The 13775-nt window shown below is 60.8% G+C and carries 11 protein-coding genes and 3 pseudogenes; 2 read left to right on the forward strand and 12 right to left on the reverse strand.

The genetic code is table 11. The features are described from left to right. Positions 1 to 32: 32 nt before the first annotated feature. The 4 genes from ASD83_RS12480 to ASD83_RS12495 all read right to left on the reverse strand — a co-directional run bounded on the left by ASD83_RS12480 (position 33) and on the right by ASD83_RS12495 (position 2646). Positions 33 to 311 (reverse strand): DUF6894 family protein, encoded by a 279-nt coding sequence (locus ASD83_RS12480; protein WP_056311316.1) that lies wholly within the window; start codon positions 309 to 311, stop codon positions 33 to 35. Between the two features lie 36 nt (positions 312 to 347). Continuing rightward, positions 348 to 1106, reverse strand: a complete 759-nt coding sequence (locus ASD83_RS12485; protein ID WP_056311318.1) for a Crp/Fnr family transcriptional regulator — start codon at positions 1104 to 1106, stop codon at positions 348 to 350. 142 nt (positions 1107 to 1248) lie between these two features. Next, on the reverse strand, positions 1249 to 1470 hold the full coding sequence (locus ASD83_RS12490; RefSeq protein WP_056311320.1) for a hypothetical protein: 222 nt from the start codon (positions 1468 to 1470) through the stop codon (positions 1249 to 1251). Positions 1471 to 1719: 249 nt separating this feature from the next. Continuing rightward, positions 1720 to 2646 (reverse strand): manganese catalase family protein, encoded by a 927-nt coding sequence (locus tag ASD83_RS12495; RefSeq protein WP_056311322.1) that lies wholly within the window; start codon positions 2644 to 2646, stop codon positions 1720 to 1722. Positions 2647 to 2825: 179 nt separating this feature from the next. Between ASD83_RS12495 and ASD83_RS12500 the strand changes: the two genes are divergently transcribed. Together ASD83_RS12500 and ASD83_RS12505 are read left to right on the forward strand one after the other, a co-directional pair. After that, entirely contained in the window at positions 2826 to 3350 is a 525-nt protein-coding gene (locus ASD83_RS12500) for a DUF4142 domain-containing protein (protein ID WP_056311323.1), read from the forward strand. A gap of 100 nt (positions 3351 to 3450) precedes the next feature. After that, entirely contained in the window at positions 3451 to 3714 is a 264-nt protein-coding gene (locus ASD83_RS12505) for a hypothetical protein (RefSeq protein WP_056311326.1), read from the forward strand. Between the two features lie 50 nt (positions 3715 to 3764). Here ASD83_RS12505 and treY read toward each other — a convergent pair whose 3' ends face one another. From treY to ASD83_RS12540, 8 genes and pseudogenes are all read right to left on the reverse strand, one after another. Then, the gene (gene treY, locus ASD83_RS12510) at positions 3765 to 5999 is read right to left on the reverse strand and encodes a malto-oligosyltrehalose synthase (protein WP_162249160.1); all 2235 of its coding nucleotides are present in this window, start codon (positions 5997 to 5999) and stop codon (positions 3765 to 3767) included. 110 nt (positions 6000 to 6109) lie between these two features. Continuing rightward, on the reverse strand, positions 6110 to 6790 hold the full coding sequence (locus ASD83_RS12515; RefSeq protein ID WP_056311328.1) for an ROK family protein: 681 nt from the start codon (positions 6788 to 6790) through the stop codon (positions 6110 to 6112). Next, on the reverse strand, positions 6780 to 8195 hold the full coding sequence (gene zwf / locus ASD83_RS12520) for a glucose-6-phosphate dehydrogenase (protein ID WP_056311330.1): 1416 nt from the start codon (positions 8193 to 8195) through the stop codon (positions 6780 to 6782). The genes ASD83_RS12515 and zwf overlap by 11 nt, the downstream gene beginning before the upstream one ends. After that, on the reverse strand, positions 8192 to 9190 hold the full coding sequence (gene gnd, locus ASD83_RS12525) for a phosphogluconate dehydrogenase (NAD(+)-dependent, decarboxylating) (protein ID WP_056311332.1): 999 nt from the start codon (positions 9188 to 9190) through the stop codon (positions 8192 to 8194). The genes zwf and gnd overlap by 4 nt, the downstream gene beginning before the upstream one ends. 21 nt (positions 9191 to 9211) lie before the next feature. Continuing rightward, positions 9212 to 11614, reverse strand: a complete 2403-nt coding sequence (locus tag ASD83_RS12530; RefSeq protein WP_056311335.1) for a glucan 1,4-alpha-glucosidase — start codon at positions 11612 to 11614, stop codon at positions 9212 to 9214. Positions 11615 to 11743: 129 nt separating this feature from the next. Then, positions 11744 to 12522, reverse strand: a pseudogene (locus tag ASD83_RS12535) (ATP-binding cassette domain-containing protein). Beyond that, a pseudogene (locus ASD83_RS21320) lies at positions 12522 to 12674 on the reverse strand (ABC transporter permease); the annotation flags it as partial. The pseudogenes ASD83_RS21320 and ASD83_RS12535, both read right to left, overlap by 1 nt. A 1-nt stretch (position 12675) precedes the next feature. Further along, positions 12676 to 13721 (reverse strand): annotated as a pseudogene (locus tag ASD83_RS12540) (ABC transporter permease); the annotation flags it as partial. Positions 13722 to 13775 lie beyond the last annotated feature (54 nt).

Raw genomic sequence — 13775 nt, forward strand, 5'->3', positions numbered from 1 at the left:
GCGGCATTCGCGGGACGGAGGCGGTTTGCCTGTTACTCAACCTTATGTCGCTGCAGCCGCGCTGCCTGCCTGGTTTTCTTGCTATCGTCGAAATCAAAGGTGACGCGGGCCCGGAAGACCTGGACCTCCCGTTCATCCAGCACGCTTATGGCAATATTGAGTGGACCATCTTGCGGAATAGCTTCGGCGGCGATACTCGCGATCGTCAGCACCGCTTCCCGCCGTGCCGCCCCGTCGTCAAGCAAGTCCACGCCTTCGGTGTCCTCCTTTATCTCGTTGTTGAGAGCGATATCGAAATAAAACCTTCGCACTGACGCCTCCGTTTTTCTCCCAACGTCAAAGACATGCTATCGAGTTCCTTCACGACTTGCTTGATCGGCCACTACACCCGCCATGATGTGCAGATAGCTCGAATCGAACATCCCCAATTCGGCTAGCTCCCGCCATCGAAGGACGGTTACGCGACCCCGCTCGAAGTCCACCAACTTCTGCAACCGGAGGTCCTGAAGAGTTCGATTGGCGTGAACGGTGGATGTGCCAAGCATATCGGCAATGGCGATCTGGCTGATCGGAAGCGCAAAGCTGTTTTCTCTATTAAGGCCGACAAGCCGAGACCGGACGTAAAGCTCACAAAAGAGATGAGCCATGCGAGCCGGGGCCTCCGCCTGACCAAGCATCAACATCCAGGCCCGAAAAGCGGCTGCATCGATCAACGTATCGCGCCAAAGAAGCGCTGTTAGTGTCGCGGATTGATCGAGAACGTTTTGGATCGCCGCGTGGGAGATAAGGGCGACCTCCGCCGGGGCCGTCGCGACCAAACTATGATCCATTTTGGGCAGATGGAGGCTATGGAGATCAGGGATGTCTCCTGCCATATGCAGCGAGAATATCTGCCGATTGCCCGTGACCAACACTTTGGAGCGATGCACATACCCTGTGACGACGAGGCAGCAAGAGCTGGAGGTGCTACCCTCGGCAACGATCTCCTCGCCCTTTGAAACGCGCCGCCGCCTGAACGGCAATGAGACCAATAGATCCCGATCTTCCGCGTTAAGTTTTCCGATCGCGCCCAAGCGGCGCAACAGGAAATCGATCGTCTTATCCATGCGTGCCTCCGATCTCCGTGGCGCTCTCCGCGGCTTGTCCGCTAAGAAACGATCTCACGCCTGGTAGGGATTTCCCTCCTGTCGAAAGGTGTTCAGCTTGATAATCGTTCCCCGTGTCGCGGCCAGCGGCAGACAGGCCCGCTCAGCGCGCGCCTAACCGCGTATAAAGGCGCACCATATTGAGTTGCTGTGGACCGCCCTCCCAGTAGATCTTGGCGACGGGCTTCGCGCCCTTGGACGCGCCACGAACCAGGTCCAACCCGAGCACAACGGCCGCCGCACCTTCCGGCGTTGCCGCAAGGGTAATGTGGCTGACCTCGGCCTCAGCGTCTTCAGCGAGCGCAACAACCCGATACGTCTTCATCGTTCACCCCGCTCCCCTCCGCTGGCCCGAATGCGTAGGACGCAGAATAAATAGTCGAGCATATCGTTCTCCTTGGAGCAGCGTCTCCCACACCCGTGGCTCGAACGACATCGTCCGAAAGGTTGGGAACGCCCACTCCGATGAGAAGCGCCAATCGGGACCCTCGCATTAACATGGTTTAGTGGGGCCCTTCGATTGCGCGAGAAATCCGCGGCGCGGCCCGGTGCCTGCGTCTCCAAGAGCCCAAGCTTAGCGGGAGGCCTGATAAAGCTTCTGAGCGATTTCGTAGAATTCCTCAGGAGCATAATCGGGCGTAAACGCGGATGGAATGCCTTGCAGCTGTTGCATCTTGCCGCCTTCAGGCATGCCTTCAACGACCTCAAGCGGGCCCGGAGAGTCGTTAGGCAGAGCCACCTCATCATTGGACCAAATGCCCGAGATTTCCTTATAGTCGTCGGGGCTCCAGGTGTAGAGGCGCCGGTGCGAACCCTCATCCAGATACTTCTGGCACTCCGGAATCTTGCTCAACGGAATGTTTGGGGTCGGGAGCATCTTTTCGATTTCCACCCCAGTCAGCTTTTTCAGTGCGAGAGCATAGGAATGCGCGTGCACCGAGCCGCGGACGAGTAGATACCCGCAAACTTCACGCCCGGTCGGATCGCTTAGGGTTTCGTAGACGCGCAGCTTGTGCAAGCGGGCGCCACACTCGAGATGGAAATTGTGCAGCAGGTCGAAGATGACATTGCCCGTAGTGGTGATGAAGTCATTGTTCCACGACACGCCATTGCTGTTGACGGGCGTTGCCCCGCCGCCATTGCTGAGAAAGGCCGATGCCAGGCGAATGTCGGACATGGCTTCGAATGGGGTCTTGGAAATGTCGCCGCCGGGTTTCTCGTCCCCCCTGGGCTTTTCAGGCCCATTGTTCAGCATAGCTACGCCATTGCTGACGAGCTCGACATGGGCAAGCTCTTCTGCGGTGATGGATGCCACGAGGCTATAGAAAGGACGAAGCTTGTCCTTGCTGCGAAAATTGAAGCTCTGGAACATATAGTTCCCGAGCGTGGACATTTCTCCATATTTGCCGCCGAGCAGCTCCTGAAGCGCCGCGGCAGCGTTCGGATCCTGCTTTGCGGGTGGAGGCAGCTCGGTGATCAGCCTGTCTACGCGCATGAACATGCTTGGCACTCCTCTGGTTAGCCGGCAGGCCAACGGGTCCCAGCAGTCCTCGTTCCATCACACAATGCCGCCCCCTTACGCCGGACAGCCGTCGCTGCGCGCAATTCCATTACCCAGATGGTGATGCATCCCTTTCCCCCGCAGACTGTTGGGGTTCTTCCAAATAGGAGGAAATCGCGATGATCCGCACTTTAATGATAACGTCTGCGCTCTTGCTGGCTTTTCCCGCCTTCGCGCAAGACGCTGCTGCACCCACCGCCTCCATGGCGCCGATGAATGTGACCGAACCAGCAGAGTTTGGCGCAATGGCTTCGATCAGCAATCTGTTCGAACTGGAATCGAGCACTTTGGCCTTGGAGAAGGCGAGCAGTGCCGACGTTAAAGCTTTTGCTCAGCAAATGATCACAGACCATACCAAGGCCGCACAGGACATGGCGCCAGCAGCGGCGGAGGAAGGTGTCGCCCCCGCTAAGGAACTCGATAAACGTCATGGCGACATGCTTGATGCGCTTTCGGACCTGACGGGAGAAGAATTCGATGCTGCCTATGTTCAGGCCCAGGTACAAGCTCACGATGAGGCGGTCGCCCTGTTCGAAGGCTATTCCACGAATGGCGAAGAAGGCCCGCTCAAGGCATTCGCCGCAGCCACCTTGCCCACACTCCAGTCCCATCAGGAGCACATACACGGCCTCTCCGGCCACTGAAATCTCCAGCGGGACTGCGGTGCCAGTGCACCGGTGACAATGCCACAGCGCGAGCGTCAAGCCCTAAGCTTGACGCCCCCCAACTCAACAGAGGTAGGCCATGCATGACAAAGCAAAAGAAGTTTCTTTCCTCGTCGACAACTTCGATATCCCCGCCGTAAAGGCGGCCGAGGTTGTCTCCAATGACGAAGCGGAAATCGCGGAGCTGAGCGCCCGACAGCTCAAAAACGAGCGTGAGCGCGACCCTTTCGTTCCGGAATCCAAGGTTCCGGTCTCTCCGGAAGAACACGCCATCAAGGACAATGGCGGGCTGCAAAAAACGGTACTGCACAAAAGCAACAAGGCCGGGAACGCTGGCCCATGAGCTGTATCTGCGTTCCTGCGGTCCGAAGCGGCGATTGGAAGATCACTCTATCAACGCCAGGCGATACCAAGAGCATAGTCGCCCGAACCGCTCTGCCATATCGGCGTTCCGGCAATGGGTTTACCAAGGGTTATAGCGAGCGTGCGGCCACCACCGATCCGAGCCAGGATCGTTCCACTGCCTTGTTCGACCTTGGCGGCGGCGGTTGAAAAGAACGACGCCTCCTCCCGGCGCAGCGCCAGCAGCAGCCGGGTTAATCTTGCCTTGTCGCCTCCAAAGCCTTCGGTCTCGGGGAGCTTTGCGAGGGTCTGCCAGTCAACCGGCCGTCGATTGTCGGGATCGGTTAGGGCAAAAAACGGACCCTCAGCGCCTCGGTAGATATCTGGAAAGCCCGGAAGGAGGCATTTCAGCGCGACTTGTGCCAAAGCCAATGCCTCCCCTGTCGCAATTAACTGCTGGAGTTCACGCGGCTGAGCTTCCCGCCAATGATCGCATAGCGCATCTGAAAACCTGTCAGCCGCTGCCTCCACTACCTCGTTGGGCTTGGTCCAAAAGCTCTCCAGCTTGGCCTCGCGCAAAGCCTTTTGGTTGTGCTGACGAAGACGCTCCTTGATTGTGCCAATCTCCTCCCCCCAGAGGGCCAGCGACGATTGCACGATGTACCAGCGCCAGCGCCGCGAGAGCGCATCGCTCGCAAGGCGGTCGGCGTGTTGGACCAGGGAGACAAACGCCTCGGGATGGTGGCTTATGGCAACAAGACGCATCCGGCTGTCTTCCGAGCGCTTGGTATCGTGCGAGGATGTCAGGGTCATCTCGCTCGCGGGGCGCTCGGCAAGGAAGGCGTTCGCTTCCGCATCGGTCACGCTCGTCTGTTCCGGTTCAGCGCCAACCTCGTTGGCGGCGAGGTACCGCGTCCATCGAAAGCCGGCAGTGTCTTCCTGCGACTTGGCCAGAAGCGCCCCCGAAACCTGCTGAAAGCGCACCGTAAAACTGCGGTCAGCGCTATTGCCCGGGTTCGCGAGATGCCGGGCAAGATGCCTAACGATGCGCGAAGAGCGTACCTGATTTTTGGCGCCATCGACGATATGGCGCAACAGGTCTCTTTCCTCCGCCGAGGCACCGGAACCATCGATATAGGTGCGGTAGCGCGGCATCCCCAGCAGTAGCTCGGTGACTGCCTCGCGCAGACCCTCCGGGCCGGGCTCGACATCTGGATCATCGGCAAGAGACGCGCCCGCCAGGGCCGCCAGCTGATGGAGCTCCGTCGAAAGCTCGTTGTGGAGGATTTCCAGCTTGGCGGCCCTGAGGGCCGCGGAGAAATCCCCGCCAACGCCGGTATAATCACGCCATTGAGCATCAAGCGCCTCGATCCCGCCAGCCTTGGTCAATAGCCGTACGATGAGACGAGCGGCCTCATAACCCGTCGTTCCAACTGTCTTCCAGTGGCGGTCGAGCGCTTCGTTACCCACCAGGATTTTTTCCACCCAGACCGGCGTGTCCGGCAGGACCGCGGCGAGCTGATCGAGATAACCTTTGGGGTCTGCCAATCCGTCAATGTGATCGACGCGCAGACCATCAACTAACCCGGCCCGGACCAGATCAATGATCAACCAATGGGTGGCTTCGAACACTGCGGGGTCTTCGACCCGCATGCCAATAAGCGAGGTCACGTTGAAAAACCGCCGGTGCGTGATGCAGTCCCGCTCAAGTTCCCAGTGACGCAAGCGCCAATGCTGTTGCTTGTGCAGCATCGAAAGGTCGTCGGCGGAATCCAAATTGCCGTCGTGATAGACGGCCAACGGGACCTCATTGTCGCCAAATCTCCAATTGCCGTTTACGACCGTGAAGTCTCCCCGCGCCAGCATCGCCTCGAATGGTTCGGGCAACAGGGGAAGCACCAGCGGGCCGGCGGCCCAGTCGATGTCAAAATAGGAAGCAAACGGGCTTTTCGCCCCGTGCCTCAACACGTCTCGCAGCCACGCGTTCTCAAGGGTGAAGGCGGTATGGTTTGGAACAATATCGAGAATGATCCCCATGCCCGCCGAATGAGCGGCGCGAGCCAATTTCTCAAAGCTTTCGCGCCCACCGAGCGAGGGTTCGATCTCGGTTGGATCGAGTATGTCATATCCATGGGTCGATCCTTCGCCGGCAGCAAATATCGGCGAAAGGTAAAGGTGCGAGATACCAAGGCTTTTGAGATAATCGAGCCGCTCCTCGACATAGCCAAAGCTAACGCCCCCACGCATCTGAACACGGTAGGTCGCCGAAGGAATGGGCTGGATCAATTGAGATGCACCTGAAGATGGTCTCAGCAAGCACGCTGACGTCAGGCGCCCAATGGCCCAGCTCCGATGAGGTTCCATGACAAGTTCGCAGCGCTCACGGCTATGCGCCCCTAGACAACGAGGGTCTTGTCCAACCAAAGAGCGAAGCCGCCCTTGAAGGCGTTGGCATTATCGCCACGGCGGGCATTGGGCGGCATTTTGTCGAGCTTGGCGACATTGCCGCCGCCGATAACCACATAGTCCGGCTCCACGGCCGCGCTGAGCTGCTCTACCGCATCGAAGACGTGCCTTTGCCATTTGTCATGGCCGCGTTTTTCAAGGCTCGCTTCGCCAAGGTAGTCCTCGAAGGTGTGGCCCTTGCGGTAGGGCAGATGCGCCAGTTCCATGGGCTGGGCGACATTCTCGACGATCATGGCGGCGCCGAGCCCCGTCCCGAGGCCCAGGAACAGCATACGCCCGCCCTGATAGCTGCCGATGGCCTGCATCAGCGCATCGTTGACGATGCGAACCGGCTTGCCGAAGCGTTTTTCGAAGTCAAAGCCTACCCAGCCGGGCGCGAGATTATGCGGGTCGATCAGGATTTTGTTGTGAACGACCGGGCCGGGATAGCCCATGGCAATGACGTCGAAGGCGATGCCATCGGCCAGCTTTTCAACACTGTCGGCCATGGTCGCCGCGTTCATCGTGGGGCCGGAAACGGCTTTACGCTCTTCGCCTCCGCCACTCGACTGAATTTTGACGTGCGAGCCCCCGATATCGATGGTAAGGACGACGGGCTCCTTATTTTCCATGCACGATCACTCCATCCTTGCCGGGGTCCACCCAGCCACCGGGCGGCTCAAACCCCTGCATCGCGGCGAGCGGTCCCCAGCTGCCGGGAGCATAGGGCGCCGGCTCGGCCTTGCGGGCAAGGACGGGATCGACAACGCGCCAGGCAAGTTCTGAGGCATCCTGCCGGGTGAACAATTGCCGCTTGCCGTCCATCGCATCACCGATCAGGCGCTCATAGGGCATCATGTCGTCGGTGGTGTCATCGACCGCATCGAGTTCGACGGGCTCCCCGACCATATCGCTGCCGGGCGCCTTGCGCCGTGCGCCAATGCCGATCATCACCTGCGGGCCGACCCGGAAGCGCAGATAGTTGGCGGCGGCGTCTTCAACATCGTCAAAGAGCGCGACGGGCGGCTTGCGGAAACGCACGACGACTTCGGTGGCGCGAACCGGCAACTGCTTGCCGGCGCGAATATAGAAGGGCACGCCCTTCCAGCGCCAGGTATCAACGAAGAGGCGCACGGCGGCGAAGGTTTCGGCCTTGGAATCCGGCGCGACGCCCGGCTCGTCGCGATAGCCGTCAAACTGGCCCCGAACCACATCGGCCTCGCTCAGTGGCCGCATAGCCTTGAGAATCTGCACTTTTTCGTCGCTGAGATCATCCGAGGCACTGGTGACGGGCGGCTCCATGGCGAGCAGCAGCAGCACATTGACCAGATGGTTCTGGATCACGTCGCGAATGCAGCCGACCTCATCATAGAACTTGCCGCGACCGGCAATGCCGAAATCCTCGGCCATGGTGATCTGCACGCTTTCCACATAGGTGCGGTTCCACACCGGCTCGAGGAAGGCGTTGGCAAAGCGGAAATACAGGAGGTTCTGCACCGCCTCCTTGCCGAGAAAATGGTCGATGCGGAAAACAGCTTCTTCGGGAAAGGCACGGTGCAGCACCGCGTTAAGCGCCTGTGCCGAGGCCAGGTCATGCCCAAAGGGTTTTTCGACCATCAGCCGGGATTTTTTGGCGATGCCCGCGGCCTTCAGCGCATCGATGACGGTGCCAAAAAGCGATGGCGGGATGGCGAGATAATAAAGCGGGTGGGTGGCGCCACCAAGTGCAATGCGCAGCTTGTCAAAGGTTGCCGCCTGTTTGTAGTCGCCACTGACATAGCGCAACTGCGCCTTGAAGCGGGCAAACACGGCCTCATCGACACTGCCGAACTGCTTGACGATGCCGTCCCGGGCGCGCTCGGCCAGTTTGTCCACGTCCCAATCGTCGAAGGCGACGCCGACAATGGGTTCACTGAGGTGGCCGCGCCGCACCATCTGGTAAAGCGAGGGCAGGATCATCTTGTGCGCCAGATCGCCCGTGGCGCCGAAAACCACGAGAGCGTCTGAGCGATCCCCTGAAACTTTGGCTCTGTTCATTTTTCTTCGTGCCCGCCAAACGAATAGCGCATGGCCGAAAGCAGCTTGTTGGCAAATTCGTCGTTGTCGCGCGAGGCGAAACGGTTAAAGAGCGCCGACGAGAGGACCGGCGCCGGCACGCCGGTTTCGATGGCCGCCTGCAGCGTCCAGCGCCCTTCCCCCGAGTCCGAGACCTTCCCGCCAAAGCGCGACAGTGTCGCGTCGTCCTTGAGGGTCTGCGCCGTCAGGTCGAGCAGCCAGGAGCCGATGACGCTGCCATGGCGCCAGACTTCCGTGACGGCGGCGAGATCGATATCGAAGCGGTAATATTCGGGATTGTGCAGCGGCGCGGTCTCGGCGTCGGCCGCGCGCTTCTCGTTGCCGGCATCGGCGGCCTTGAGAATGTTCAGGCCCTCGGCATAGGCGGCCATGATGCCGTATTCGATCCCGTTGTGAACCATTTTGACGAAGTGCCCGGCGCCGGCCGGACCGCAATGGAGGTAGCCTTGGCCCGCTGTATCCGCAGTGCCGGGCGTGCCGCCGGATCCGTCATGGCCGGGCGCGAGCGAAGCAAGGATTGGGTCGAGCGTTCTAACTGCCTCGGGCGTACCGCCGACCATCAGGCTATAGCCGCGCTGCAGGCCCCAGACACCACCGCTCGTGCCGACATCGACATAGGATATGCCACCGGGGGCGAGTTCGGCGGCAAGGTCCACCGCGTCGCGATAGTTGGAATTGCCGCCGTCGATGAGAATGTCACCCGGCGCCATCTGCTTGGCGATCTCACGGGCAACGCGCCCGGTGATTGCCGCAGGAAGCATCAGCCAGACGGCGCGGGGCTTTTCCAGCTTGCCCAGCAGTTCGGCGATATCGGCCGCGCCAATGGCGCCCTCTGCAACCAGCGCCGCAACGCTCTGCGGGTTGAGATCGTGCACCACGCATTGATGGCCCGCCTGCATCAGGCGCCGGACCATATTGGCCCCCATGCGACCCAGACCGATCATTCCCAACTGCATAGGCTTGCTCCTGTTTGACGCTTAGTCGCCGACGACCTGAACCCTATACTGGGACGCATCCCAGCGCTCGCCGTCGAGCCAGAGGAAGGTGAAGACCACCACCCTGCCCGGCTCCAACGTGGATATGTCGAGATCGGCCACATGGGTTCCAAGACCACTTTTTCGTGTCTTCGTGTCCGTTGCCGCCTGCCAGTCATCCAGCCCCCAATGGACGAGAGCTGGTTCCGTCAGTTCAAGCCGCAGGCTTTTGCCGGACGGCATGCGGGTAATGGCATTGTTGAGCCGCCAGATGCGCAGATGCGACGGTGACTTATTCGCAATGTAGCGTGCATGCGTCTGGGGCGGTTTGTCGAAAACGGCGCCGTCGGCGAGCGAGCGCAAAAGCTTGATATGCTCGGCATGAGCCCAAACGAGAGGCATGGCACTGCCCGAGGCGCGACCAAGGAACAGTTCGCGATCCGCAATATCAGCCGCGTCCCAGCTTTGCTCTGGAAGCAGGCCCTCGACACTTGCCGATGCTTCGAGCGTCCCGAGCAGCCGTTCTGCTTCCTCGGGCCGGCCCGCGCACAGCTCGTAATGGGCGCGTTCACCTGCAAGCAAAGGCCAGGCACGCCCCTGCCCCGTCCCATTAAACGCGGAGCCATCGCCGTGTTCGCCATAGCCATCGCCGGTATAACGATACCAGAGTGGCCCTTGCGGCAGGTCCACCTTGAGCGTCGCGTCGATCATCCTGACGGTATCGAGAATGCGCGGATCGTCAGCCGCCCGCAGTCCGAACCGCACGAGTGCCAGGGCATCGGGGCTCAGCACCTGCCGGGTCGGCAGTTCGGACTTGCCGATCACCTGGTTGCGGATAACGGTTACCCCGGACCCGGCATCGGCGATATCGGTCGAGAGGTCATTGCCCATGCGGACATAGTAACCGGCAACGCCCAGACTTGGGTCGGGATCGCCCACATAAGTCCAGTTTTCGATCTGCTCGTTCCAGCAGTCCGCGGTTTCGCGCAGATGCTGCCCGGCCTCTTCATCGCCCAGAAGATCCGCCGCAGCCAGAAGAGCTGCAATCTCGACCGAGAGCGTAAAGGGGCTATAGCCCCCGTCTTCTTCCCACCGATCCTGACGGCTCGCCGGACCATTGGCGATGATATAGCCAGCGGCGGCCCGGACCATGGGCAGATAACGCTGCAAAGCCTGGCCCTTGAGAACTCCCTTGCGCCGCAAAAGGTCCGTAAGCAGGATTGGGAAGGCGCATTCATCCATCTGCACGCCGCGCCAATAGGGCCTGCCATCGAGCCACATATTCTGCGCCCAATGGCCGGAGGCCAATTGCACTTCGCGTAAGTATTCGAGGATGTTTGATGCCTCCCGATGGTCGCCCGCCGCCAGAAAACCGCCCGCTGTTTCGACGAGATCGCGCGGCCAGACAAGATGGTAGCCGCCCATATCATCGTCGCCCTTGCTCGTGCCCCAGGGAATGGAAAGGCTCGCCACCACGGCTCCCGGCCGATCAACGGCGCGATGGCTGGCAAGCACCGCCGTCGATACGCGATAGGCATTGACCTTGCCCGGCTCGGCTCGGTCGAGACTGCGCAGGTCGCTCTGCCAATCCCGCCAGTTCCGGCAATAATCGGCGAGGGCACCGTCCCAGCCGCTACGCAGGCTCGCCAGCACATTGGCGCCGGCTTCGGTCTCGGACTGGCCAAAACCCAGAACCAGATCGACCACATTCTGCTCGCCAAAGCCGATCTCGGCGGTGATGGCAACATTGCCATCGTCAGCGCGCTGATATTGCGGATCGAGCCGACCGGTTTCGCTCAACTGCTGGAACCCATCCGATTGCCCGACGAAGCCGACGGAATGGCTCCGCCACGGCAGCGAACTCCCGAGGGCCAGATAGCGAGAGCGCCCGCTGGCATAAAGCAGGGTGACATCGCGTTGCGCACTGATCCAGGCGGAGTTCCCCATGCCCGCATTAACAAGATGCGGCGCCAGCAGCGCGTAGATCCGGTAGTCAGCCAGCGTTCCGACCAGCGGAAAAAAACTGATCCGCTGGATGAGACTGGGACGATCGGGATCGGTGATGATCTGTTTTTCGATCCGATAGCGACCGTCGCGTGCCGTGTTGACGACATGGAACGCCGGCACACCCTCTTCGAGGTGCGTGGTCGTGCTTTGGCAATCGCGTTTCTCTTCGGAGAGATAGCCGTCCGGCCCCGCAATCAGGAGTTCGAAGTCACGCGTACAAGCGCTATCGACCCGCGGGAAATAAACCTCGTTCAGAACGCCGTGACTAAGGGTGAACCAAACAGGAGATTTGAGCGACAAGGCCGTCCCGACGCCGCTCTTGGCGCTGGACGTCCATCGCGGCGTGATACCCGGCGCGCCGGGAGCAAAGTCAAGCAAGTCGACTTTAGATAGTGTCATGGTAGAGCCTCGCGGGACCCACGACAGGCAGCGCTTCACAGAAGCGTCACCAAAAATGCGTGGCCGTCGCGTAGTTTATGTCTCGGGTGACCTTTACCTGCAAGGCCCTGCCGACGCCCCGCCGCCAGCCTATTCGGTGTGCTCAGCAACCTCCGGCACCTTTGCCGGCGCCGCCTTGGCGCCGGTCATAAAGGCGACGGCATCCGACATCGTATAGTCCTTGGGGTCAATGACGCAGAGGCGCCGTCCAAGCCGATGAACATGAATGCGGTCGGCGACTTCAAAAACATGCGGCATGTTGTGACTGATCAGGATGATCGGAATGCCGCGCGCCCTTACATCCTGGATCAGCTCCAGCACCCGCCGCGACTCCTTGACGCCCAGGGCCGCGGTCGGCTCATCGAGAATGATCACCTTGGACCCGAACGCTGCCGCCCGCGCCACGGCGACCCCCTGCCGCTGCCCACCGGACAGGGTCTCGACGGCCTGATTGATGTTCTGGATCGTCATCAGGCCGAGGTCGGAGAGTTTTTCCCGCGCAATCCGCTCCATGGCTGGCGCATCACCTTGCCCATGAAGCCGGGCTTCCTCAGTTCGCGCCCCATGAACATATTGTCGGCGATGGAGAGCGCCGGCGACATGGCGAGCGTCTGRTAGACGGTTTCGACACCMGCCTGGCGAGCGGCGATCGGCGAGGGAAAGCTGACCTGGCGCCCCTCGAGAAAAACCTCGCCGCTATCGGGCTGGATGGCGCCGGACAGCACCTTGATCAGCGAGGATTTTCCCGCGCCATTGTCCCCGATCACGGCGAGAATTTCGCCGGGCATGAGATCGAAATCGCAATTGTCGAGCGCGGTGACCTTGCCATAGCGCTTGTTGAGGCCACGGGCATAAAGAACCGGTTCCATCACGCAGACACCTTTCTGATCCACTGGTCGACCGCGACGGCGGCGATGATGAGGACGCCGATGAGAAGGTACGTCCATTGCGCATCGGCCCCGAGGAGGCGCAGGCCGAGCGAGAACACGCCCACGATCAGCGCGCCGAACAGCATGCCCATNCTTTCTGATCCACTGGTCGACCGCGACGGCGGCATGATGAGAACGCCGATGAGAAGGTACGTCCATTGCGCATCGGCCCCGAGGAGGCGCAGGCCGAGCGAGAACACGCCCACGATCAGCGCGCCGAACAGCATGCCCATGATCGAGCCCCGGCCACCGAACAGCGAAATGCCGCCGATCACCACGGCCGTAATGCTTTCAATATTCGCCGTCTGGCCCGAGGTTGGCGACACCGAACCGATGCGGCCAATGAGAACCCATCCGGCAAAGGCGCAAATGAGGCCCGACAGCATATAAACAGAGATCAGCACCGAGCGTGTGTTGACGCCGGCTAGCTTGGCCGCTTCCGCATCGTCACCCACCGCATAGACGTGCCGGCCCCAGGCGGTGTGGCGCAACACATAGGCGAGCACCAGCACAATGGCGATGAAAGCCAACACGCCGTAGGTGAAGACCGCGCCGCCCACCGAGAACGACTGCCCAAAAAACTGTAATAGCGGCGCCTGGGTTTCGATCTCCTGCGCCCGGATCGTCTCATTGCCCGAATAAAGAAAATTACTGGCGAGCGCGATCTGCCAGACGCCGAGCGTCACGATAAAGGGCGGCAGTTTCACGCGCGCGATCAGCCAGCCATTGATGAAGCCGACAAACGTGCCGAGCACGAGGCCACAGGCAATGGCCACCGCCGGCGGCATGCCGAGGCGGAAGGTGAACTGACCCATCACCACCGAACTCAAGACCATGATGGCCCCGACCGAAAGATCGATGCCGGCCGTCAGGATCACCAGCGATTGCGCCGCGCCAACAATGCCGACGATGGCGACCTGCTGCAGGATCAGCGTCAGCGCGAAGGACGAGAAGAACTTGCCGCCCAAAAGGGCGCCGAAGACCACGATGGAAAGCACCAGCACGATCAGCGGCACCAGCGCGGGATTGCTGTGCAAGGCGTGCTGCAGGCGCGAGAGTAGCGTTATCTGCTGCTCAAAACTTGCAATCGTCTCGCCGCGGCGGGCGAGGCCTGCCTCGGCCTCGGTTGGGTTCGTCATTGGGGTCCTCCTCGCCCGAATTCCCTGATGGTTCAGGGCGGCCTCGACCGCCCC

It is taken from the genome of Devosia sp. Root685, from assembly GCF_001427875.1.
Taxonomy (GTDB): Bacteria; Pseudomonadota; Alphaproteobacteria; order Rhizobiales; family Devosiaceae; genus Devosia.